Below are 22896 nucleotides of genomic sequence, written 5' to 3'. Positions count from 1 at the left end.
TGCCGCGATGACCATGCTTGTTCGCTCCTGAAGCCAACGCCGTCGACTGCCCTGCGCTAAAACTGTCGGACCCCTGTGACAGGGTTGCCACATGGATGGATTTGGATTTGTTTTGGCATTGCTCATGTTGCTGATCGGAGCGGCGGTGGGACTCAGCAGTGCATATGTGGTCTTTCGACGCCGGACGGCCGGGTTGGAGGAGGACTTCGACGCCGTTTCGTCGCGCCTTTCGGAGGTAACTGCCCAGCTCGCAGCAGCCGACGCCGAACGCCGGCTTCTGTTCGCACAGAACCGGGAGCTGAGTGATTCAAGGACCTCAGACGGCAGCGTGCTGCGGGCCTTGGGGCCCGTGGCCGAGAAGCTCACTGCGGTACAGCAGCAGGTCTCGCTCCTGGAACGCGACCGGGTGGAGCAATATGGTCAGCTGGCACAGCAACTTCAGGACGCCAGGTTGTCCGACGAACAGCTTCTACGCTCCACACATGCCCTCGCTTCTGCACTCCGATCCAATAGTGCCCGCGGTCAGTGGGGCGAGGTTCAGTTACGCAGGGTTGTCGAAGCCTCCGGGATGCTCCGCCACGTGGACTTCCACGAGCAAGTGCACTCCGGCCGGAGCGAGAACACCCTGCGTCCGGACCTTGTGGTGCAATTGCCGGGCGGCAAGCAACTTGTGGTGGATGCCAAGGTCCCGTTGGCGTCCTATCTGGCGGCGCAGGAACAGGTACACGGTGAAGGCTCAATGGGTGAATCGGTTGGGCCAACGGCCAACCAGGATTCCAAGACGCTCCTGGCACAGCACGCCAAGGCACTCAAAGCCCACATCGATGCCCTCGCAGCCAAGAAGTACTGGGACATTCCGGGCAACTCCCCGGAGCTCGTCATCTGTTTCCTCCCCGCGGAGTCGATTTTGGCTTCAGCCCTTGAAGCCGATCCCGCTTTGTTGGAGTACGCCCTTTCCCGGAACGTCGTCCTGGCCTCTCCGGGAACACTGCTGGCGGTCCTCAAGTCCGTCGCCTTCACGTGGCGGCAGGATGTCCTGACGGACAGCGCCCACGAACTCTTCGAACTGGCCAAGCAGCTCTACGAACGGATGGGCACACTGGGCGAGAACGTCGGGAAGCTCGGAAGTTCGCTGAAGACATCTGTGGATCGCTATAACGCGATGGTCGGGACACTGGAAGCACGCGTACTTCCCACGGCGCGAAAACTCAACACCATGGACGACGCCGGACTCGCCACACCCATGTCCGTGGAAGCAGTCCCCCGGGCCTTGGCTGCCCCCGAGCTGCTCGCCATGGACTCCCAGGATTCAGCAGCCCAAGAGGAGTCTGCGGCTTAAAAGGAAAGGCCCGCTGTCGCAGCTTCCCAAGGGGAGGCTGCGACAGCGGGCCTGCTAAATCCATCGAGGATAAATACGTCTAGGAGGTGGGACGGTTCCCGCGGCCACCAAGGGCCCGACTCACGTCGCCAGCCTCCTTCAGCGTGGCCCGAAGCTCCTTCGGCAAAGAGAAGAGAAGGTCTTCCTCGGCCGTGACTACTTCCTGGACTTCGCCATAGCCGTAGTCCGCCAAAAGCCGGAGGACGTCCTGCACGAGCACTTCGGGGACGGAAGCTCCGGAGGTCACGCCCACCGTGGCTACGCCCTCGAACCAGCTTTCATCCACCTCGTTCGCGAAATCCACGCGGTATGAGGACCGTGCGCCGTACTCAAGTGCCACTTCAACGAGGCGCACCGAGTTGGACGAGTTGGCCGAACCCACCACAATGACCAGGTCAGCCTGGGGAGCGATCTTCTTGATGGCCACTTGGCGGTTGGTGGTGGCATAGCAGATATCGTCGCTGGGCGGGTCCTGCAACGTGGGGAACCGGTCCTTAAGCAGGCGCACGGTCTCCATGGTCTCGTCCACGCTCAGGGTGGTCTGCGAGAGCCAGATGGTCTTCTCGGGATTCCGCACGGTGACTTTGTCTACCTCGTGAGGGCCGTTGATGATCTGGATGTGCTCCGGGGCCTCGCCGGCCGTTCCTTCGACTTCCTCGTGGCCCTCGTGGCCGATGAGCAGGATGTCGTAGTCCTCCTTGGCGAAGCGCACCGCTTCACGGTGGACCTTGGTAACAAGGGGGCAGGTAGCGTCAATGGTGCGAAGACCGCGGTCTTCGGCGGACTGGACTACAGCAGGAGACACGCCATGTGCCGAGAAGATCACCAGGGCGCCTTCAGGAACCTCATCCGTTTCTTCGACGAAAATGGCGCCTTGCTCCTCGAGGGAGCTGACGACGTGCACGTTGTGGACGATCTGCTTGCGGACATAAACGGGAGGTCCATAGTGTTCCAGGGCTTTCTCAACAGCAATGACAGCCCTGTCCACGCCGGCACAATAGCCCCGGGGAGCCGCCAGCAGAACCTTCTTGGGTCCAGTAACCGGCGCCGCCGCCTGAACCTCTTCCGGTGATCGCCGTCTGCGGGGCACCGTGGGCATCGGAATGGAAACTGCTGTGCTGGTCATCCCTCCATGCTACCGGCCCGGCCCCGGCCCGCTGGCAGAAGGTGACCGCCGTCTCGCCGACAGGATCCAGCCGATGACACCCAATGCCAAGACTGCACCGGACACCACAGCAGCGATGACGATCCACTCACCGAAGCCTGTCCGGACGGCCGAAAAGAACTCCTGCTTGAACAGTTCTGCAACACCGTTACCGCTGGAGAGGCTTCCCATGAGTCCGCCCGCCAGATCCACCATCGCGGACCACAGCGCAACAAGCACCAAGCCGCCGAGTCCGAGGGAGACCATCACTATGGAGCGGCGACGTGCTGCAGCGAGGGCCAACAGGACCGACACCACTGCCCCCAACGCGGCGAGCCACCAGAGCGGTGCGAAGGCCGCCAGCCGCTCAACCAGTTGCTTTTGGGACGGTTCACCCATGGTCACTAAACTTTCTGCCGGGACCTCAATCTGTAGTCCGCTGGCGGAGGACAACCGGTCGCGGATAAGCCTGATGAGTGGGCCAATGTCCAGGAGCAGGGCTGTATGGGATACCGTCTCCTCCGCCTGCTTCCCGCCTTCGAAGTTCAACCGATGACTGTTCCTGGCCGTTTCTTCCCAGGCTTTGGGATATTCAGGCCATGACTGCATTCCGGAAGCGGCTTCCCTGAGGGCATCCGCCGCCACTGATTTGAGTGGTTCCGGAAGATTTACGGAGGACTCGAAGTTCCCCACTGCAGCTGTAGCAAGTCGGCTCTGGAACTCGGGATCCTTGCCCAACGCGCCGGCCAGGTGGACGAAGCCGTCCTCCTTGACCACGTTGACGTCCGCCCAAGCGGCCGGAACTGCGACGGCCGTGAGCATCAAGGCGAGGACCACTGCCACCGCGGAAATGAAACTGCGCAAAAGTCATCCTCGGGGTAAGGGGCCAGTGCCACCATCCTAGGTCTGTCCACAGGATAGAAAAAATGTCGGGCTTCACTGCTAAAGCTATGGATAGAGTTGGAAGGCCGGCCCAGGGACCGATTGGCCGCGACCACGGCCGCACAGCTAGCGAGGATATATACACATGCAGGTAAACGCACGGATAACCCATGGCAGCTGACGCGACCCCGGAATCGACACTGCCAGGTACCGCTGCGGAGACCAGCCCGGATAACCCTTGGCCCCTGCAGTTGCTGTCCAGGAAGCTAAAGGCCCACATCGAGCGCGCTCCCGCGGCGTGGATCGAAGGTCAGGTCATCGAACTCAACCGCCGTGGCGGGAACGCCTTCCTGACACTCCGGGACGTCGATGCTGAGATTTCCCTGCCGGCATCCGTATGGTCCACGGTCCTCGATCGCCAGAAGATACCCCTGGAACGTGGTTCCCGGGTGGTCGCCCTGGTCAAGGCCGACTTCTGGGTCAAGACCGGACGACTGAATATGTCCGTCAAAGACATCCGGCCCGTGGGCCTGGGTGATCTCCTGGCCAGGATCGAGCGGCTGCGTCAGGCCCTTGCCGCGGAAGGCCTGTTCGCCGACTCCCGCAAACGGAAGTTGCCCTTGCTCCCCCACCGGATTGGGCTCATCACAGGGCGGGATTCGGATGCCAAAAAGGACGTCCTCCGCAATGCGGCACTGCGCTGGCCAGCCGTTGAGTTCGACGTTCGCGAGGTAGCTGTCCAGGGCAATACGGCCGTTGCACAGATCATTGCCGCGCTCCGTTCATTGGATGCCGATCCACACGTGGACGTCATTGTCCTCGCCAGGGGTGGCGGCGCTTTGGAAGATCTTCTGCCCTTCAGCAATGAAGACTTGATCAGGGCTGTGGCTGCGGCAACAACGCCGGTGGTCAGCGCCATTGGCCACGAAGCTGACCGTCCCATCCTGGACGACGTAGCTGACCTGAGGGCTTCCACACCCACCGACGCCGCTAAACGCATCGTTCCTGATGTCACTGAGGAACTGGCCATGGTCCGCCAGGCCCGGGACCATCTTCGTCGGAGCATTGGCAGGATGGTGGACAGGGAGACGGACAGGCTCCACGCCTTAAGGTCGCGGCCGGTCCTGGCAACGCCGGACACCATCGTGGCAGTCCGCTCAGAGGACATCACCCGTCTTCAGCGGAGGTCGCATGCTGCCGTCAGCACAGCCGTGGTCCGCGCGCTTGACCAGGTCCACCACCTGCGTGCCCAGGTGCGCGCGTTGTCTCCACAAAAGACCTTGGACCGGGGCTACGCCGTTGTCCAGATCGTGGGTGAAGACCAAGCTGGACACACAGTGGTCAGTAACCCGGCGCAGACTCCGGACGGCACGCCGCTGGCCATCCGTGTCGCCGAAGGCCGCTTCAGGGCTGTGTCCACTGGACAAGCACAACTCGTCGAGCGCTGATTTCACGGCAGCTGCACGCCACAAACACTGCTTGGCACAAACACTCACCATCGAACGCGAAGGACCACCATGACAGAGAACAATCCCGCAGCACCTTCACCGGATTACTTGGATTCCCTCAGTTACGAGGAAGCCCGAGAACAACTTGTGGCGGTGGTCAGCCGGTTGGAAGCAGGCGGAGCCAGCCTTGAGGAATCGCTGGCGCTGTGGGAGCGGGGCGAGGCGTTGGCAAAACGTTGCGAGGACTGGCTTGAGGGCGCCCGTAAACGGCTGGCAACAGCCAGGGACGCAACCAACGACGGCGGAGCTGCCGCCAGCACAGACTAGACGGCCCAGACTAGACGACACAGACAAGCCGGCTCTGGGATCAACCGGCTCCGGAGCTACCCGCCTCCGGGCAACCAGCTCACCCGACGAAAACGACAGCTCTGCCGTTCAGGATTCCTCCACAAGCGCACGTTCAGTAGCGACGTCGAAATCCGCCTTCGGCCACTCCAGGGACAAGCCCTCCAGGGCGTCCAAAAGCAGCTGCTGGACTGCGATCCGCGCGTACCACTTCTTGTTTGCCGGAATAACGTGCCAGGGGGCGATGTCCGTGGACGTCTTCTCAAAGGCCGTGTTGTAAGCATCCATGTAGTCATCCCAGAACGCCCGCTCCGCGAGATCACCCCGGTTGTACTTCCAGTGCTTGCTGGGATCATCAAGCCGCGCGAGAAGACGCTTCTTTTGCTCGTCCTGGCTGATGTTGAGCATGACCTTGACGATGGTGGTTCCCTGCTGGACCAGCCTGGATTCGAAATCATTGATAGCGGCATAGCGCCGTTCCAATTCCCTGGCGTCCGCCCATGCATGGACTCGGTGGATCAGGACGTCCTCGTAGTGGGAGCGGTCGAAGACTCCCACCATTCCAGCGGCTGGCGCCTCTTTCTCGATGCGCCATAGAAAGTCGTGCGACTTTTCCTCGTCAGTGGGTGCTTTGAATGCCGTCAACTGCACGCCCTGTGGATCCATGGCGCCCACGACGTGGCTGACGATCCCGCCCTTGCCGGCCGTGTCCATGGCCTGAAGAATCAGCAGCAGCCGCTTATTGCTGCCGAACTTACCCTCCGCGAAAAGCTTCTCCTGCAGTTCAGCGAGCCTGGCGTCCTGAGCAGCCAGCAAGGACTTGCCGTCGGCCTTTGCGCCGACAAAGCCCGGCGTGGCCTTGGGATCCACGCTGGCCAAGGAAAAACCGGGCCCAACCCTCAGTTCATCGGCTGGACTCTTGGCGAACTCAACTGCGACGGACATGGCTTGCCTTTCTGCCTGGACGCGACCTCATGACGCGGCCATGGACCTCAGGCTAGTTCCCCGGGTACCTCGACAGGAAGTCCGCCATGCGGCCAATTGCCTCTTCAATATCCTTGACGTTGGGCAGCGTCACCATCCGGAAGTGGTCCGGCCGCACCCAGTTGAAGGCACGCCCGTGGGAGACCAGGATCTTCTGTTCCTTCAGCAGGTCCAGGACGAATTTCTCATCATCCCGGATGTGGTAAACCTCTGGATCCAGTTTGGGGAAAAGGTAGAGGGCGCCCCTGGCTTGCTGCGTGCTGACACCGGGGATCGCGTTCAGGAGATCGTACGCTTTGTTGCGCTGCTCCAGGAGCCTGCCACCGGGCAGGATGAGATCGTTGATGCTCTGGTAGCCGCCAAGCGCTGTTTGTATGGCGTGCTGTGCCGGGACGTTGGCGCATAGGCGCATATTGGCCAGCAGGTTGATGCCTTCAAGGTAATCGGCAGCATCCTTCTTCGGACCGGAAATGGCCATCCAGCCAGCGCGGTAGCCGCAAACACGGTAGGCCTTGGACAGTCCACTGAACGTCAAGCACAGGACGTCGTCCCCAGTCAGTCCGGCAAGGTTTACGTGGACAGCGTCTTCGTAAAGGATTTTCTCGTAGATTTCATCGGCAAAGAGGACCAGGCCGTGCTTTTCGGCCAAAGCAACGATCTGTTTGAGCGTGTCCTCGGGGTAGACGGCGCCCGTGGGGTTGTTCGGATTGATGACCACGATGCCCTTGGTTCGGGGCGTGATCTTGGATTCGAGGTCCTCGAGATCAGGTTGCCACCCCGACTCCTCATCACAGAGGTAGTGCACGGGGCGACCCCCAGCCAGGGCAACGGAAGCCGTCCACAGGGGGTAGTCCGGCGTGGGAATCAGGACCTCGTCGCCATCTTCAAGGAGGGCCATGAGGGACATGGTGATGAGCTCGCTGACCCCGTTGCCGAGGTAGATGTCATCAACGTGGATGTTCTGGATTCCGCGGGTTTGGTAATACTGGGATACCGCCGTCCGGGCGGAGAAAATGCCCCGGGAATCGCTGTAGCCCTGGGCATTGGGCAGGTGGCGGATCATGTCCACCAAAATGGCGTCGGGCGCTTCAAAGCCAAAGGGAGCCGGGTTTCCGATGTTCAGTTTGAGGATCCGGTGACCCTCCGCCTCCATCTGCTGGGCGGCCTGAAGAATCGGTCCACGGATGTCGTAAAGGACATTATGAAGCTTGGTGGACTGCTTGAAATTCGCCATTCCTCAAATATGCCACACCGGGGATGGACTTCAGTTGAGACTTAACTCACAGATACGACGACGGCGGTGACAGCCCCGCACGGGTCCGTCACCGCCGTCGTACGCGGTTTGCGTCGATCGCTACTTAACGATGCCCTTGTCTTTCAGCCATGCGGCTGCGGCATCCTTGGGGCTCTGCTTTTGGTCGCCGCTGACTGCGCGGTTCAGGTCCACGAGATCATCGGTGGTCAGGATCTTGGACACGTTGTTGAGTGCGTCCTTGGCCTTGTCCGTCATTTTGGCCTTGTTGTAGAGCGGCAATACTTGCTGGGCCTTGAAGTTGTTTTTGGGATCTTCCAGGACCACGAGGTCGTTGTCGGCGATCGAGGGTGTGGTGGTGTAGATGTCAGCCACCTGGACCTTATCCTCCAGCAACGCCTGGAGCGTCAGGTTACCGCCGCCGTCGCTGAATGGCTGCAGGCCCTTGAGCTCGCAGTTGTAATTCTTCTTCAACCCCGGGAATCCGTACGAGCGGGTCTCGAACGTGGCCGGGGCAGCCATGGTGAAGTCCTTGCACACCTTGGCCAGGTCCTCGATGGACTTCAACTGATACTTCTCGGCTGTGGCCTTCGTGACCACCATGGCGTCCTTGTCCTCTGCCTTGGAAGCGTCCAGTACCGCCAAACCGTCCGGAAGCTTGCCAGGGAGCGCCTTGAAGACGTCCTCAGCCGAGACCTCCGTGGCCTCTGGATCCACGAAGGAGAGCAGGTTGCCGGAGTAGTCCGGGACCAGGTCCACGGACCCATCCTGGACAGCCTTGAAGTAGATCTCGCGCGAGCCGATGTTCGGCTTGGTAGTGGCCGTAACACCGGCCGCGTTCAACGCGCCCGCGTAGATCTCGCCAATCACCTGGCTCTCTGGAAAGTCGGCCGATCCAACAACAAGCGGACCGCTGGATCCGCTGGATCCGCCGGAAGCAGAAGTGGATGGAGTGGCCAAAGGGCTGCCGCCGCACGCGCTCAAGGCGAGGGCCATACCGACGCCAGCCGCGAGGCCGCCGAGTCCACGGCGCGTAAGGGTCATGGGAACGGGATTTTTCATGGTGTACCTCCTTGAACGGCAGCCGCGGCGGGAGCTGGGGCTGTGAGATCGTCGACCGCCGTATGGCGTCCGCTTGAGTCGAGGGTGAGGCCGGGCGAGAGAACCAGCCTCTGTAAGGCGGCCAGAACGAGGTCCACCGCAATGGCAAGGGCAGCGATCAGGAGCGATCCACCAAGCATCCGCGGAAAGTCCTGCAGGACAAGCCCATCGAATAAATACCGTCCCAGGCCACCCAGCGGCAAGTAGGCGACTACCGAAACTGTGGCAATCACTTGCAGAACAGCCGTCCGAATGCCACCGAACATCACTTGGAGGCCGTTGGGCAGCTCAACGCGGAACAGGATCTGAAGCTCCGTCATGCCCATGGCACGGGCCCCGTCCACCACTGCGGCATCCACGCTGGAGATACCCGCGTACGTCCCGGCAAGCAACGGTGGAACCGTGAGGATGACCAGCGCCCACACCGGCGGCATCAAACCGCTGCCCGCCAACAAGGCAAAGAGGACCAATAGACCCAGGGTGGGCAGGGCCCGCAGGGCACCGGCGAGGGCCACCGCAATCACCCTGCCTCGTCCTGTGTGGCCAATGTAGAGTCCCACAGGCACTGCAATAGCCGCAGCAATGAGGAGCACCAGCCCGCTGTACTGCAGGTGCTCGGCCAGCCGGGTGGGAATGCCGCCGCTCCCCGTCCAGTGAATGGGGTTCGTCAGCCAGCCGATGGTGTCGGTAAAAACGTTGCTCATGCCGATGCACCCGGGTCCGGCCGCACTGGGGCATGGGGCAAGGACGGTCCGGCCTTCGGCTCAGTGAGCAAAGCCGTGCCGTTCCTGCGGTCGGTCCGTCCGCCAGCTGCCGCACGTGTCCACGGAGTCAGGAGGCGCTCCAGCACTACCAGGACTGCATCCATGATCAAGGCAAGGACAAGTATGGCGATGATGCCAACCACAACTTCGGTAACGAAGGTCCTCTGCAAGCCATCGGTAAACAGGATTCCAAGATTGCCGACTCCCAGCAGGGCCGCAACGCTGACCAGCGAGATGTTACTGACCGAGACCACGCGGAGCCCGGCAAAAAGAACCGGCAGGGACAGCGGGAGGTCCACCTGGAAGAACCGGGCCGAGGGCTTGAATCCCATGGCTACGGCAGCATTTCGGAGATCGTCGTCAACCGAGTCAAACGCATCCATGGCAGCACGAACCAGCAAGGCCACCGCATAGATCGTCAATGCGACCACGACGTTGAGGGGATCGAGGATGCGTGTGCCCAGGATGGTGGGCAGGATGATGAAGAGCGCCAGGGACGGGATGGTGTAGAGCAAGGAGGTAGCCGTAGCCACTACAGACCTCGAGGTGCTGTTGCGCCGGGCAAGCTGCGCCAAGGGAATTGAGATCAGCAGCCCAAGAAGCATCGGAATGAGTGCGAGCACAAGGTGCTGGCCGGCCAAGCCGAACACCATGCCAATGTTCGCCAGGAACCACTCCATCAGGTGGCGTCCTCCCTGTGGCGGCGGACTTCCTCAATCAGGGCAAGGACTTCCGACGCCTTCAAGACACCGGCCACCCTGCCGTCGTCGTCCACTGCAACGCCCAATCCCGACGGCGAGGACAACGCCGAATCCAGCGCCCGGCGCAAAGTGTCTCCCTTGTGGAAGAGAGAACCACCGGGGACCAGCCCGGCACCGTCCCGAGGTGAGGACCACCCGAGGGGGCGTGATTCGTCGTCGACCACCAACGCCCACTCCCCCGTCCGGCGTCCGGCGTTTTGCCCCTCGGTTGGTCCCACCATGGTTACAGGGTGGAGCCGGACGGAATCTGCGACGTCGAAGGCAAGGTGGCGGAAACCACGGTCCCTGCCCACGAAGGAGGCCACGAAATCGTTGGCCGGTGCCCGGAGGATCTCTTCCGGGGCGGCATACTGGGCCAGCTTGCCGCCAACAGCAAAAACCGCCACTTTGTCGCCCAGCACCGTGGCCTCGTCAATGTCATGCGTGACAAAAACGATGGTTTTCGCCAGCTCGCGCTGCAGGCGCAGCAGTTCCTGTTGGAGTTCATCGCGAACCACCGGGTCCACGGCGCTGAAGGGCTCGTCCATCAGAAGCACCGGTGGATCCGCTGCGAGCGCCCGCGCCACGCCGACGCGCTGCTGTTGACCGCCGGACAGTTGCGAGGGATACCGCTTGCCGAGCACCGAAGCCAGCCCAACGACGTCGAGGAGTTCTGCAGCACGTTTGCGCGCGTCCGCTTTGGAGACGCCGTTGAGCCGCGGAACCGTGGCGATGTTATCCAGAACGGACCGGTGCGGGAGCAGCCCGGAGGACTGCATGACATAGCCCATGGAGCGGCGAAGCTGCGCTGCCGGCACTGTGGAGACATCCTTGCCTGCCACCGTGATGGTGCCCGAACTCGGCTCCACCATGCGGTTGATCATGCGCAGGGAAGTCGTCTTGCCACAGCCCGAGGGACCGACGAGGACGGTGATGGCTCCCTTGTCGATGGACATGGTCAGGTTGTCGACGGCCGGCTGGCCGCCTTGGTATCGCTTGGTCACGCTCTGGAACTCAATCATGGCTTCAGCCATACCCGGGCCTATCTTCGGCGGACGATCTTCACCCAGCGTAGTCAGCACCACCGACGATGTCAGCGACGCCACGTATTCCGTAATGAATCGGCAATGTTCAGCGTTTGCGTCCTTTGCCGCCCTTTGCTGCGCGTTCCTCGGCCTGATCGTGCCGGTGTCGTTCCGCGGCGCGCTGTCCCCTGTCCGCGGACAGTACCTTTTGATGCCATTCGCGCTGATAGGCACGCCTGGCTGCGGCATCGTGTTTCCGGTTCAGGGCCGCCAGTTCGCGTTGCAGTTTGAGGTAGCTTGCCCAGCGGCGCGGGTCCAGGCTTCCATGGGCGAGCGCCTCCTGCACGGCACACCCCGGCTCGGCTTGGTGGGAGCAGTCGGCGAATCGGCAGCTGGCGAACAGCTCCTCAAGGTCGCCGAACATCTCTTCCATTCCGTCCTCGGCGTCGAACAGTCCGAACCCGCGAACACCCGGAGTGTCCATGAGCACGGCACCGCCTTCGAGCGGCACCAGTTCCCGGGAGGTGGTGGTGTGCCGCCCCTTACCGTCACCGGCGCGCACCTCGCCAGTTTCCTGGAGATCTTGTCCGGCGAGGGCGTTGATGAGCGTTGATTTGCCGGCACCCGACGGGCCGAGCAGCACCAGCGTGGCCCCTTTCGGGATGTGCTGCCTGAGCTCCTCGAGGCCGTCGCCCTGCTCGGCGGACGTGGTGACCACCTCTACTCCGGCAGCTTGAAGAATGACTTCGCCTACGACGTCGTCTGCCAGGTCAGCGAGGTCGGCTTTGGTAATGACGACCAGCGGGGTTGCCCCGGAATCCCAAGCGGCCACGAGCGTCCGCTCCAACCGGTTATGGGTAAGAGGCCGGTCCACGGGCACTACTACCGCCACGATGTCGATGTTGCTGCCAAGGATTTGTTCCTCGGAGGATGCCTCGAAGGCGCGCTTGCGACTCAATGCCGAATGCCGTGGAAGAACCTCGACGACGGATGGCTCACCTGCGCCGTTGTGCCCCAGCCACACCCAGTCCCCGGTGGCGGGAACCAAGCCATGCCCTGGATAGGGCATATGGAGCAGGCCGCTGTTGGACGCCACGAGCACCCGATTCCTATCGAGACGAACTACCCGTCCCGGAGTGTTGTCGCTTGTGTCGCCGCCCGTAGCCGGGTTGGTGCGGAAGAGTTCAGCGGTGCTTTCGGTATAGCCGTAGTCTGTTGGGCCTTTCAGGTGGTTGCCGTCGCCGGCGCTGCTGAAACTGATTTTTGGGTCGCTTGAAGAAGCGTAAGTTTTCACGTTGGAACCTCTGCTGAGGCCCGGCCGCCTAGTTTTGGCAGGCTGATGCCGGGACAGGAATGGTGGTGTGATGATGGTGCGCCGCGTTTGAGTGCGGGGCGCGCAGGATTATGGCAATCATCATTTCCACCTCCTCGGCATCCAGGCCGGCAGCTGGTGGGCCGGCAACGTTCTACAGCGTAGCCAAGCCAGTGGGCTTTGGCTAGGTCTTTGAAGTCGCTACTAGTTGAGCTTCCCGTCAGCAGGCCGCTCATTGCGCAGCCGCAGCGCAACGTCCACCAGGGACACCCGGTTGAGTTTGCAGATGTCCTCCAGGGGAATCCACGCCGCATGGGTGGTGCTGCCGTCCACCTCGTGCGTCAGCTCGCCACCGACGATCGTAGCTTCGTAGACCAACCGGAGTGCCTGGAAGTCCCGCAGCGTACCGTCCCCCAGGGCTTCCGCGGGCCAGTGTCCGACGTCGATGCCCAGCATGAAATCAATCCGGGCCTCGTAGCCGGTTTCCTCAAAGACCTCGCGGCGGCATCCGTCCACGGGATGCTCCGCAAGGTCCAGTCCCCCGCCCGGCAGCGTCCAGCCTTCCTTGCCGTCCTGCTTCCAGTAGGCCAGAAGAATCCGGTCCTCCTGAATGATGACGGCGTAGGCAGCAGGGCGGGTGTCGAACTCCAGGGTCATGGTGCCAGCTTAGTTGGCAGCTCAGTTGTCAGTCAGTCGGCAAAGGCGCTACGGCAATTCGGCCGCCGCTATCGGCCCCGCCTCTTCCGGGCCAAGGTCCGGCCCGTCGCGGAGCTCGACGACGGTCCCGGGCTTGGCGAGCTCCAGCACCTTGATGCTGTTCAGGCCACTGTTGATCAGAGGTGCAGGGGCGTACAGGGTGACCTGCGGCCCTTTGTCCCAGTAGCGACCCAACAAGAAGCCGTTGAGCCAGACGAATCCCTTTCCGGAATCAGGGAGTGCAATATACGTATCTGCCGGTTCCCTAACTTCGAACTCCGTCCCCGTCAGCCCTTGAAGGTCTTCGGGCGCCCATTCAGCCAAGGCCACGGGCGTCTGTGTCCAATGGAAGGTGTAGCGCTGGTTGATCAGGACGCCGCCAAGGATGCCCTTGCAATGTCCGGTCAAGGGCCCGTAATTGATGCGGCCGAGGTTCTCCACCAGGATCTCCAGCTGGGCCGGGACGCCGGTTCCCGTGACAGCCAACCCTTCGGCCCCATTCACATCGTCCAGGACCCCGGCAAACTGTCCATCCACCCAGATGTAGGCGCGGTCATTCAACCCTGTGATTTTGAGGCGGCTCTTGGCTGGAGCTCCGGGGAGTCCCGGGAGGGTGGCTTGGGCTGCGTAGAGGACCATGCCGGCGTCGAGCCCCAGCTGTTCAAAAGTGAGCGGTTTGACGCTGGTTACTGGCTTGCCCGAATCGCGGACGAGCTCCAACAGGTCCCGGCCTTCTGTCAGGGCCAGGGACTGCACTGGAAGGACAGGGGCGTCCGCGAGCAACTCGAGGGGTAGTTCAGGAAGGTCCTCGATGCCCTGGGCGCGGTAGAACTCCTTGCGGAAGGCGTGGAATTTCGGCGTTAGTGCTCCGTTCTCGGCAATGGGGGCATCGGAGTCGTAGCTGGTGACTGTTGGCTGGAGCATGGTGCCATCGTGGTTGCTGCCCGATCCCAGGCCGAAGTTCGTACCGCCATGTGCCATGTAGAGGCACACCGATCCACCAGCATCGAGCATCTTCCGTGCTTCTGCAGCGGCGTCACTGGCATCGCGGCGATGGTGGTGTTCGCCCCAGTGGTCAAACCAGCCACCCCAGAATTCGACGTTGAAGAAGGGTTCGTCGGGCCGTCGCCTCTTCCAGGTTTCAATTGCCTCATCGCCCCGGCTTCCCAATGTGGCTGTCGCCCACGTTCCATCCACGGAGCCGCCGTCGAGGAAGTAGTCGGTTCCGCCGTCGGCTGTGAAGAGCATCTCAGTGATCCCTCGCTCTTCCAGGGCACGGCGGTTCCAGCGAATGTAATCGTGGTCGTCGCCGTAGCTGCCATATTCGTTCTCAATCTGAACGGCGACCACGGGACCACCCGCCGATGCCTGCCGGGATGCGATATGCGGGAGAAGGTGATCGAACCACTCCTCGATCGCGGCCGTAAACTGTGGATCCATGCAGCGCAGGCCAATGCCGGGGATTCCGGTGAGCCAGGCCGGGAAGCCGCCGTTGTCCCATTCCGCGCAAATGTAGGGGCCTGGCCGGACAATCACGTCCAAACCTTCCTCAGCGGCGAGGTTTATGAAACGGCCGATATCCCGCCAGCCTGTAAAGTCCGGTGCCTCTTCGCGCTTAGGCTGGTGGAAGTTCCAGGCAACGTAGGTGTCCACAGTATTGGCGCCCATGGCCTTGAGTCGACGCAGCCGGTCCTGCCACAAATCAGGGTGAACGCGGAAGTAGTGGATGGCTCCGGCAAGGATGCGATACGGTTCACCCGAACGGTAGAGGACGGCGTCGTGGTAGCTCAAAACGGCGTTGTTCACACGGAACAGATTAGCTCAACTTCCAACATTTATGCACAGGTGATGAATACATGACCAATCTTGATACTTCCCCGGCGGAGCAAGTCTGCCCCGCTGCCCCTGAAGGACAAGGCCCGTGCGTGCAGTTATGGCCTGAGCGTGAAGTTCCCCTGGGCGGAGTCCGGGCCATGAACGTGTTCCGCACGTTGCCCCAGCGCGGCTTGCCCACCGTTGGCGCCTGGTGCTTCCTGGACAGTTTTGGTCCGGACCGTGTGGCAATGAGCGTTCTCCCCCACCCTCACAGCGGCCTCCAAACCGTGACATGGCCGCTGGAAGGGGCCGTGCGGCACCGCGACAGCGTGGGAAGCGGTGTGGTAGTCAAACCGGGTGAACTGAACATCATGACCGCCGGCCATGGAATCTCTCATTCCGAATTCTCGGTCCTGCCTGCAGCTACGCTGGCCGGGGCGGATGACGAGATTCCCATGTCGCGGGGACTCCAGTTGTGGGTTGCACTCCCTGACGAACACCGGCACCGCGAACCCTCCTTCGAGCAACACACCGAGCTTCCAGTGGCTGTTGGCGAGGGCTACACAGCAACCGTGATGGTGGGCGAATTTGCCGGTCAACGCTCCCCGGCCACAATGTTCAGCCCCATCGTCGGCGCTGACATCACCGGCGCAGGTACACTCCAGCTTCCGTTGCTTCCGGAGTTTGAGCATGCCGTGTTGGTGCTGGACGGCCACTTGAACATCGACGGCGAAGACATCGAACCAGGCCCCCTGGCCTACCTCGGCGCCGGCAGGCAGAACCTGATCGTAGAGGCCCGAACGGAGACCCGTTTCATGCTTTTGGGCGGCGAACCGTTCGGGGAAGACATCTTGATGTGGTGGAACTTCGTGGGACGTACCCATGAGGAAGTGGAAAAAGCGCGTTTGGAATGGGAAGCCGAAGGCCTGCTCGACGACGACGCTGCCGCCACTTCACGCTTCGGGTTGGTCCAGGGCCATGGTCCAGACGCAGGGCCGGAAGCCGGACGAATCCCTGCGCCGCCGCTTCCGGGCGTTAAGCTGCGTCCCCGTACCCGAGGCTGAGGTCCTCGGACACGGGGCTGATGTTCAAACCGCTATGCCCGCTGTTCGGCCACAAGCATAGGGACGCCGAACACTGGGTCCTGCTGGAGAATCCGGACATCGACGATGCCCCGCTCGGCCAGCCGCGCCTTGAATGATTCCTGCAGGCGGCGGACGTTCATGCCCAGTCCGCTGCCTAGGATTACGGGACCATCCAAGCCGAGTTGTCGAACGGCCTGTTCAGCCAGGTCAGCCAAGTCCCTACCCGCTTGGTCCACCAATCGGGCGCTGGTTTCATCACCGGCATCCGCAGCTTCGACGACGAGCCGCGCTTGTTGTGCCCAATAACGGCGACCGGTTTCCGGGGAGTGGAACAAGGCGATCAGTTTGCCTGGCTCTTCCACTCCACAGGAATCCAGCAAGGCACGGCTCAGGGTGTCCGGCTCAAGTCCCTGGTTCATCCGCCGCAAGCTGTGGCGCACCGCTTCGCGGCCCAGCCAGTAACCGCTCCCTTCGTCGCCCAGAAGATAACCCCAGCCTCCGGCCCGGGCTTCCTCGCCCGCCGCGTTCCTACCCCAGGCGGCAGAACCGGTTCCTGCAATCACGGCGACGCCTGTGCTCGCTCCTCCCGCGGCCAGGAGCAGCCGGGAATCGTGAACCACCGTGATGCGTGCCCCGGGGACATGCGGAGAGATAAGGTCGGCGAGCGCTTGCGCGTCCTCATCGGTATCAATTCCTCCGGCACCCGCGTAAACCTCGTCAATGTCACCGCCGCCGATCTTTCCGAAAAGCTCGGCGAGATTTGCCATGGCCTCTTCGCGGCTTACGTTCTGCACATTGGAGCTTCCGGCACTTTCGTCCAGGACGGGAACGCCGTCTTCGAACCTCACACCCCGCGTTTTCGTGCCGCCGATATCCAGCCCTATCACGGTACCGGTGAGTGCCTCCGGGGACGCGTGGGAATGCATGGCAGAGTCAAGATTGTTCACCGTGAAAGACTAGCTTGGAGCGCCCCGAGGAGAAACCGCAATGTCGCATTCCCTGTTTGATACGCCTTTCATTGCAGCGCCCATGGCTGGTGGAACGTCCACTGCCGCCCTGGTGCAGGCAGTTCAAGCCGGTGGCGGTTTGGGTTTTCTCGCCGCCGGCTATAAAAGCCCCGAGGCCATGACGGCCGAGATCGCAGCTGCGCGTGCAATGGGCATCCGATTCGGAATGAACGTTTTTGTACCGGATATGGCTCAACTCTCCCCGTCCCCGGCGGCTCGCGCGAGGATGGAGGCCTACCGGACGGAACTTGAAGCAGAGGCGGCCCGCTACGGCGTGGCAGTCCCGGCCCTCCGATTTGATGACGACGACGCCTGGCAGGACAAAATCGACGCGTTGATCGCGGGTCCTGTGGAGTTCGTCAGCTTCGCCTTTGGGCTGCCGGGACGCTCTGTGGTCAAGGCCCTGCAGAAGGCCGGATCTGCTGTCATCACCAGTGTCACGAGTGTTGCCGAGGCCCTTGCCGCCGCGGAGGAAGGCCCGGATGCCCTTGCGGTGCAGCATAGTTCCGCAGGAGCACACACGGCGGCGTTCCTCGCCGCCGGCCCAGGAGAAAGCACCACGACGGCGGGTCTCATCGCCCAGGTGCGTACCGCCGTCGACCTTCCCTTGATTGCAGCCGGCGCGATCAGCGACGGTTCAGCGCTTCGCGAAGTCCTCGCCGCTGGTGCGGCAGCCGCGCAAGTTGGTACGGCGCTGATACGCACGGAGGAAAGCGGAGCCCGGCAAGCGCATAAAGACGCCCTCGGCGGTCCGCGCTATACCGAGACGGCCAGGACCCGGGCCTTTACGGGGCGCTTCGCCCGCTCTCTGGTCAACGAGTTCGTCCGCGACCACCCCAACGCACCGGAGGGTTATCCGGCAATCCATCATCTGACGGCGCCGATCCGGGCAGCAGCATCGGCGGCCGGTGATCCTGAGCGCCTCAATCTGTGGGCGGGCACCGGTTGGCGATCAGCAAAGGAAGGATCTGCGGAGGATGTCGTCAGGAGTTTCCTGAACGTGCTCTGACAAGCTCGGCCAGCAACGCTTCGCCCTCCCTGACCACCAGCTCACGGAAGAGCCTGACGGCGTCGGGTTCGAAGGTGCGCTCCCGCCAAGCCATGCCGATCTGCCGGAAGGCAAGCTCGGATTCGATGGCAACTTCAACAAGTCCCAACTCGGCCCCCGGCAGGAATTGGCCAGTTCCGGAGCCCGGCCCGGCGGGAGGCAGGATGCTGAAGCCAAGTCCGGCCGCGACCAGCCCACGGACAGTGTGGGATTCCTGGACTTCAAAGGCGGTCCGCGGACGGAAACCTGCTTCGCGCAACAACGCTTCACCCAGAGCCCGGAGGCCGACGCCGGCGGGCAGCGTCACATAGGGCTCGTGGCGCAGCTCGGAGAGGTGCACGCTTGAGCGGCTCGCGAGTGGGTGCCGATAATGCAGCACTACGCGCAGCGGCTCCCTGTAGAGAGGCAGGGAGTGGATGCCCCTGCCGTCCGGGGCGATCGGTGCAGTGAGCGCGAAATCTGTATCGCCCCTGGCCAGTTCGTCCAGGCAGTCGTCACGCGGACCCTGCCGGAGCTCGAAGACCGTATGCGGATGGCGGCCGCGGTACGCGCTGATGAGCAGGGGCAGCGTCGCTTCCCCAAACGTGTGCTGGAACGAGACCCGGATCCGTCCCCTGACCACGTCCGACTCGTGGCGAACCCTATCCAATCCGGCTTGGAAGTCTTCCAGCGCCGCTTCGATATAGGGCAGCAATGTTCTTGCCGCTGGAGTCAGGCGGATGCCACGCCCATCACGAACAAGAAGATCCATCCCCACAATCGCGCTTGCCCTGGTCACTGCACGGCTCACCGTGGACTGGGGAACGCCGAGGAGCTCAGCCGTTTCCGTCATATGCTCCGTCCGGCCCAATTCTGCCAGGACGGGTAGGAGCGGCAGGAGTTGCACAAGCTGTTGGTGATCCGGTTCCATGCGCCTGCCGTTCCGCTCCAGCATCAGTACGAAAGTCATGCATTCCTGCATGAATCATAAGCGAATCATGCATTGGAACGCACAGTCCAGGAAGCCTAGTCTGGGCCAGTGACTAAAACAGCTGTGAGCGTTACACCATGGGACGGGCATGCCAAGGGTTCCCGTGGCTACCGACGCGTGCTTGCCGCATTGGCCTTGGCCGGCGTGGCTACGTTCGCCCAGCTGTACTCAACCCAGGCGGTCCTGCCACTCATGGCAGCCGACCTCCGCATCTCGGCAGCAGAAGCCGCACTGAGTATCTCCCTGGCCACCGTGGGACTTGCCGTCAGCGTCCTGCCGTGGTCATTTGTGGCAGACAGGATCGGCCGGGTTCGTTCAATGGCCATGGGCATCGGAGCAGCAACAGTGCTGGGGCTGGTTGTTCCACTGGCACCGACCGTTCCACTGGTCCTCGGACTGCGCGCTCTTGAAGGCATGGCCCTGGGCGGAATCCCAGCCATAGCCATCGCGTACCTCAACGAAGAAGTCACCAAGATCCACACCGCACTGGCGGCCGGAAGCTACGTTGCTGGAACCACGCTCGGCGGACTTGCCGGACGCTTGGTCGCGGGTCCAGTGGGAGAACTGTGGGGGTGGCGGACAGCTGCGCTGGCAGTGTCCCTGCTGGCCACCGTCTCCGCGGTCCTGTTCCTGGTGCTGGTACCCAAACAGCGACGCTTCATGCCCGTACCGCCGAAGGGATTCCGCGGAGCCTTGCGCACACTGCGAGGCCATTCCACGAATCCCAAGCTGTTCTCCCTTTACCTTCAGGCATTCCTGCTCATGGGCGGATTTGTCGCGGTCTATAACTACCTCGGATTCCGGCTCCACGATGAACCATTCGGACTTCCCACCACGCTGGTGAGCCTCATTTTCCTGGCCTATCTGTCAGGTACCGTGAGCTCCCGGTGGGCGGCCGGACTCACGACGCGCTTTGGGCGGCGCAATGTCCTGCTCTTTGGGAGTCTCATGATGATTGCCGGACTCGCCCTCACGTTGGCAGAGAACCTCGTGGCAACGTTGATCGGCCTCGTGGTGTTTACTGGCGGCTTTTTCGCGGCCCACAGCGTGGGTTCCGGTTGGACCGGCGCCATCGCCACAACAGGCCGCGCCCAAGCGGCATCACTCTATAACCTCTCCTACTATCTGGGGTCCAGTGTCATCGGCTGGGCGGGAGGCCTGGCTTTCCAGGCGTTCGGGTGGCCGGCTTTGGCGTGGAGCGTCATGGCCCTTGCCGTCACGACGGCGGTAGTCACCGCCGTCGTACATCGCTCACCACAGGCGCAAACCAGGGCGGTTTCGACACCGGAACCCCTACAATCGGAGGCATGACAGAGGTCACAAGTTCCCGGGAGCTGTCCTCGCCGGAGCGGCTGCAGGCATTTACCGACGCCGTGGTGGCGATCGCTTTGACGCTGCTGATCCTCCCCCTCATGGAGAGCGTTGGTGAACTGGCTGATCATCACGGCACCACAGCCCAGTGGTTCGCCGAGGAGCGATATCCCCTCCTGGGATTCGTCCTGAGCTTCGTCCTCATCTCTGTTTTTTGGGTTCACCATCACCGGCTCTTCCGCAACGTCCGTCTTGTGGACTCAGTACTCTTGTGGCTGACTATCGCCTGGATGTTCACCATCGTGTGGATGCCGGTGGCAACTGCACTGTCAACGCAAATGCATGCAGATTGGGCGCAGCCGCTTGTCTACATAGGCACGCTTTTCGCTACGAGTTTCCTGCTGCTGCTGGCCCGCGTCTATCTTCGCTCGCACCCGCACTTGCATGACCTGGACGAGGCGGCCACGAGGTCCGGGATCCAGGCCGGGACCATCGTGGCGGCGCTCTTTCTCGCCGCGCTGATCCTTGCTCTCATAGTTCCAGACTTGGGAAACCTGCCATTGCTCCTCATGGTGCTCAGTGAGCCACTCCAACGGCTCGCCCGGCGTCGGAGCCTCAAGAACAGCGAGCGACAGCCCTTGGACCCAACCCCAAAATAATCCACGTAGTACCCGCGCCATCACGGACAAATATTCGGGAAGTACCATCTGGAACGAATGGTTAGTCAGGATTTCAGTGATTATGATGAATGAAAGGCAATTTCAGGAGGATCCGTGAGCAACCCCGCGAAGAATGTTCGGCCAACGTCAGGCAGCGCCGAGCCGCTGGACGCCATAGATGAACGGATCCTTGCCGCCCTGGTGGAGGACGCCCGCATCTCCAACAAACAGTTGGCAGAACTCGTGGGAATCGCTCCCTCCACTGCGCTGATGCGCACAAGGGCCCTGTCCGAACGCGGGATCATCGAAGGCTTTGAGGCTGTCCTCAGCCTGCCGGCAATTGGCCGCTCGGTGCAGGCGCTCATTGCTGTCCGTCTCCGCGCCCACGATCGGGACCAGATCGATCGCTTCACTGCACGCGTCCCTAAGCTGCCCGCAGTGATCTCCACGTTCCACACCACAGGTTCCGTGGACTATCTTCTGCATATTGCAGTCGCCAACACCGACGACCTCCGCAACTGGCTGCTGGATAACCTCGCGACTGATCCGGTGGTTGGCCACACGGAGACCACAATGGTCTTCCAGCACATCCCCGGCAATCGCGGTCCGCTCCCCGAGTAGCGACTCTCAGGCGCGCCTGGCACCCCGGAGTGACGCCGCGGCAAGTGCCAGCGCTGCAACCCCACACAGCACGGTAAAACCAACGACGGCGGTCTGCAAGCCAAATACCGAGACCGCCATTCCCAAACCAATCACCGGAACTGCGCTCCCCAAATAGGTGATGACGTATACCGTGCTGATGACCTGCGCATGCCGGGCTGCCTCGACCTTCCCGGCAACGTCGTTGAACACCTGACGGAAGGCGATGCCCTGCCCTGCACCCGCAGTGGCGCTGGCTGCAACCAGCAACAACGGACTTGACCAAGCTGCGGCAGCTCCCACCAGGACTATCGAGATGCCCAACACCGCCAGGGCAACGGGGACCAGGTAGCGTCCGCGTACTCCTACCAGCTGGCTGAGCGCCGAAGCACCCAAGGTCACCCCAGCCAGCAGCCCGATAAGGGGTCTGGAATCAGCATGCACCACCGTTGCGAAATATCCGGGAGCCAGCGACAGGCAGAACCCAAAGACTGCGAAGCTCAGGAAGCCCACTGCCGATGCCATCCAAAAGGCACTGCGGGCGTGACTGGAAATGGCGGGTTTTCGTGGAGCGAGAACCTTGAACGCCGGCTTTCCTGCAGCGGGCGCAATCGCGGGCCTTGCCTTGAGTAGCCACAGTGGAATAAGCGTGGCAAGCAGCACCCCGGAATGGATGTAATAGGGCGTCCGCGTAGGGTCCGGAAGCAGCGACAGGAGACCACCGATGGCGGGTCCGGCAGCCACGCCACCAGCCGAGGAGAGCAACGTGAAGCGCGAAGCCCAGTCAGGCCGCTGGGGCAACAGTTCACGCAGGGCTGCGGAACTGGCCCCAGTAGCCAGCCCTACTGCCACGCCTTGGAAGGCCCTGCCGAGGGACAACATGCCAAGACTGTCCGCATTCGCGAAGATGATGCCGCCCACCAAACCCATGACGACGGCAAGCACCAGTGCCGCCCGCCTGCCAATGTGATCGGACCAGTGCCCCGCCACGATGAGAGCCACAACAAGCGCCAGCACGTAGCTGGCAAAGGCCATCGTGACGTCCAAGGAGGACATACCCAGGCTGGCCTGCAGCAAAGGATAGAGAGGTGTGGCAAGGTTTGCGCCCACAAGCAGCGTGAACATCACTATGCCGGCCAGGACCAGCCTTGCAGTGGTGGTGGCATCCCAACTCCAGACGCCGGCTTTGGCCGGACGCATGCGGAGTTCGCTCAAGACAGTCATTTCCGTGCCTTTGATTCGGGGCTGCGCGGGGTTCCTTGTGGGATGGAGGGCACAGCCAGGTTTCGGT

Annotated in this window: 22 protein-coding genes; 8 read left to right on the top strand and 14 right to left on the bottom strand. The window is 62.3% G+C overall.

Going from position 1 to position 22896, the window contains the following annotated elements:
• The first annotated feature begins 91 nt into the window (after positions 1-91).
• Positions 92-1339, top strand: a complete 1248-nt coding sequence (locus tag AB4Z15_RS21105; protein WP_442018814.1) for a DNA recombination protein RmuC — start codon at positions 92-94, stop codon at positions 1337-1339.
• A gap of 79 nt (positions 1340-1418) precedes the next feature.
• Here the strand turns inward: AB4Z15_RS21105 and AB4Z15_RS21100 are convergent, their stop codons facing one another.
• Together AB4Z15_RS21100 and AB4Z15_RS21095 are read right to left on the bottom strand one after the other, a co-directional pair.
• Positions 1419-2504 carry a 4-hydroxy-3-methylbut-2-enyl diphosphate reductase gene (locus tag AB4Z15_RS21100; protein WP_442018813.1) on the bottom strand — a complete coding sequence of 362 codons (1086 nt, stop codon included), beginning with the start codon at positions 2502-2504 and terminating at the stop codon, positions 1419-1421.
• Between the two features lie 9 nt (positions 2505-2513).
• Positions 2514-3386, bottom strand: a complete 873-nt coding sequence (locus tag AB4Z15_RS21095) for a hypothetical protein (RefSeq protein ID WP_442018812.1) — start codon at positions 3384-3386, stop codon at positions 2514-2516.
• A 188-nt stretch (positions 3387-3574) separates the two neighbouring features.
• Here AB4Z15_RS21095 and xseA point away from each other — a divergent pair, with 188 nt between their 5' ends.
• Together xseA and AB4Z15_RS21085 are read left to right on the top strand one after the other, a co-directional pair.
• On the top strand, positions 3575-4852 hold the full coding sequence (gene xseA, locus AB4Z15_RS21090; protein WP_442018811.1) for an exodeoxyribonuclease VII large subunit: 1278 nt from the start codon (positions 3575-3577) through the stop codon (positions 4850-4852).
• Positions 4853-4921: 69 nt separating this feature from the next.
• Positions 4922-5179 (top strand): exodeoxyribonuclease VII small subunit, encoded by a 258-nt coding sequence (locus AB4Z15_RS21085; RefSeq protein ID WP_442018810.1) that lies wholly within the window; start codon positions 4922-4924, stop codon positions 5177-5179.
• A gap of 108 nt (positions 5180-5287) precedes the next feature.
• On the opposite strand, the gene AB4Z15_RS21080 is transcribed toward AB4Z15_RS21085, so the two are convergent.
• The 9 genes from AB4Z15_RS21080 to AB4Z15_RS21040 all read right to left on the bottom strand — a co-directional run bounded on the left by AB4Z15_RS21080 (position 5288) and on the right by AB4Z15_RS21040 (position 14877).
• Positions 5288-6142, bottom strand: a complete 855-nt coding sequence (locus AB4Z15_RS21080; RefSeq protein ID WP_442018809.1) for a polyphosphate kinase 2 family protein — start codon at positions 6140-6142, stop codon at positions 5288-5290.
• Positions 6143-6194: 52 nt separating this feature from the next.
• The gene (locus AB4Z15_RS21075; protein ID WP_442003669.1) at positions 6195-7415 is read right to left on the bottom strand and encodes a pyridoxal phosphate-dependent aminotransferase; all 1221 of its coding nucleotides are present in this window, start codon (positions 7413-7415) and stop codon (positions 6195-6197) included.
• 120 nt (positions 7416-7535) lie between these two features.
• Positions 7536-8495, bottom strand: coding sequence for an ABC transporter substrate-binding protein (locus tag AB4Z15_RS21070; RefSeq protein ID WP_442018808.1), 960 nt, complete (start codon positions 8493-8495; stop codon positions 7536-7538).
• On the bottom strand, positions 8492-9238 hold the full coding sequence (locus tag AB4Z15_RS21065; protein WP_442018807.1) for an ABC transporter permease: 747 nt from the start codon (positions 9236-9238) through the stop codon (positions 8492-8494). Before AB4Z15_RS21065 ends, AB4Z15_RS21070 begins: the two co-directional genes overlap by 4 nt.
• A complete protein-coding gene (locus AB4Z15_RS21060; RefSeq protein WP_442018806.1) occupies positions 9235-9978 on the bottom strand; it encodes an ABC transporter permease in 744 nt (247 codons plus the stop codon). Before AB4Z15_RS21060 ends, AB4Z15_RS21065 begins: the two co-directional genes overlap by 4 nt.
• Positions 9978-11072 (bottom strand): ABC transporter ATP-binding protein, encoded by a 1095-nt coding sequence (locus AB4Z15_RS21055; RefSeq protein ID WP_442018828.1) that lies wholly within the window; start codon positions 11070-11072, stop codon positions 9978-9980. Before AB4Z15_RS21055 ends, AB4Z15_RS21060 begins: the two co-directional genes overlap by 1 nt.
• A gap of 97 nt (positions 11073-11169) precedes the next feature.
• A complete protein-coding gene (gene rsgA, locus AB4Z15_RS21050) occupies positions 11170-12357 on the bottom strand; it encodes a ribosome small subunit-dependent GTPase A (protein WP_442018805.1) in 1188 nt (395 codons plus the stop codon).
• A gap of 222 nt (positions 12358-12579) precedes the next feature.
• The gene (locus AB4Z15_RS21045) at positions 12580-13032 is read right to left on the bottom strand and encodes an NUDIX hydrolase (RefSeq protein WP_442018804.1); all 453 of its coding nucleotides are present in this window, start codon (positions 13030-13032) and stop codon (positions 12580-12582) included.
• 48 nt (positions 13033-13080) lie between these two features.
• Positions 13081-14877: a glycoside hydrolase family 35 protein gene (locus AB4Z15_RS21040; RefSeq protein WP_442018803.1), complete on the bottom strand. Its 1797-nt coding sequence runs from the start codon at positions 14875-14877 to the stop codon at positions 13081-13083.
• Between the two features lie 50 nt (positions 14878-14927).
• Between AB4Z15_RS21040 and AB4Z15_RS21035 the strand changes: the two genes are divergently transcribed.
• On the top strand, positions 14928-15950 hold the full coding sequence (locus AB4Z15_RS21035; protein WP_442018802.1) for a pirin family protein: 1023 nt from the start codon (positions 14928-14930) through the stop codon (positions 15948-15950).
• Between the two features lie 32 nt (positions 15951-15982).
• Here AB4Z15_RS21035 and AB4Z15_RS21030 read toward each other — a convergent pair whose 3' ends face one another.
• Entirely contained in the window at positions 15983-16918 is a 936-nt protein-coding gene (locus AB4Z15_RS21030) for an N-acetylglucosamine kinase (protein WP_442018801.1), read from the bottom strand.
• A 40-nt stretch (positions 16919-16958) separates the two neighbouring features.
• On the opposite strand from AB4Z15_RS21030, the gene AB4Z15_RS21025 reads away from it, so the two are divergent.
• Complete coding sequence (locus AB4Z15_RS21025; RefSeq protein WP_442018800.1) at positions 16959-17987, top strand: nitronate monooxygenase; 1029 nt, start codon at positions 16959-16961, stop codon at positions 17985-17987.
• On the opposite strand, the gene AB4Z15_RS21020 is transcribed toward AB4Z15_RS21025, so the two are convergent.
• The gene (locus tag AB4Z15_RS21020) at positions 17962-18936 is read right to left on the bottom strand and encodes a LysR substrate-binding domain-containing protein (RefSeq protein WP_442018827.1); all 975 of its coding nucleotides are present in this window, start codon (positions 18934-18936) and stop codon (positions 17962-17964) included. The genes AB4Z15_RS21025 and AB4Z15_RS21020 overlap by 26 nt on opposite strands.
• A 108-nt stretch (positions 18937-19044) precedes the next feature.
• Between AB4Z15_RS21020 and AB4Z15_RS21015 the strand changes: the two genes are divergently transcribed.
• From AB4Z15_RS21015 to AB4Z15_RS21005, 3 genes are all read left to right on the top strand, one after another.
• Positions 19045-20307: an MFS transporter gene (locus AB4Z15_RS21015; protein WP_442018799.1), complete on the top strand. Its 1263-nt coding sequence runs from the start codon at positions 19045-19047 to the stop codon at positions 20305-20307.
• Positions 20304-20966, top strand: coding sequence for a TMEM175 family protein (locus AB4Z15_RS21010; RefSeq protein WP_442018798.1), 663 nt, complete (start codon positions 20304-20306; stop codon positions 20964-20966). Before AB4Z15_RS21015 ends, AB4Z15_RS21010 begins: the two co-directional genes overlap by 4 nt.
• Positions 20967-21080: 114 nt before the next feature.
• Positions 21081-21587, top strand: coding sequence for an Lrp/AsnC family transcriptional regulator (locus tag AB4Z15_RS21005; protein WP_442018797.1), 507 nt, complete (start codon positions 21081-21083; stop codon positions 21585-21587).
• Between the two features lie 6 nt (positions 21588-21593).
• On the opposite strand, the gene AB4Z15_RS21000 is transcribed toward AB4Z15_RS21005, so the two are convergent.
• Positions 21594-22829 (bottom strand): MFS transporter, encoded by a 1236-nt coding sequence (locus tag AB4Z15_RS21000; RefSeq protein ID WP_442018796.1) that lies wholly within the window; start codon positions 22827-22829, stop codon positions 21594-21596.
• Positions 22830-22896 lie beyond the last annotated feature (67 nt).

The sequence above is a fragment of the Paenarthrobacter sp. 2TAF44 genome (assembly GCF_052114885.1).
Taxonomy (GTDB): Bacteria; Actinomycetota; Actinomycetes; order Actinomycetales; family Micrococcaceae; genus Arthrobacter.
Note: the sequence above shows the minus strand (reverse complement) of the source record. Positions and strands in the feature narration are given on the sequence as shown.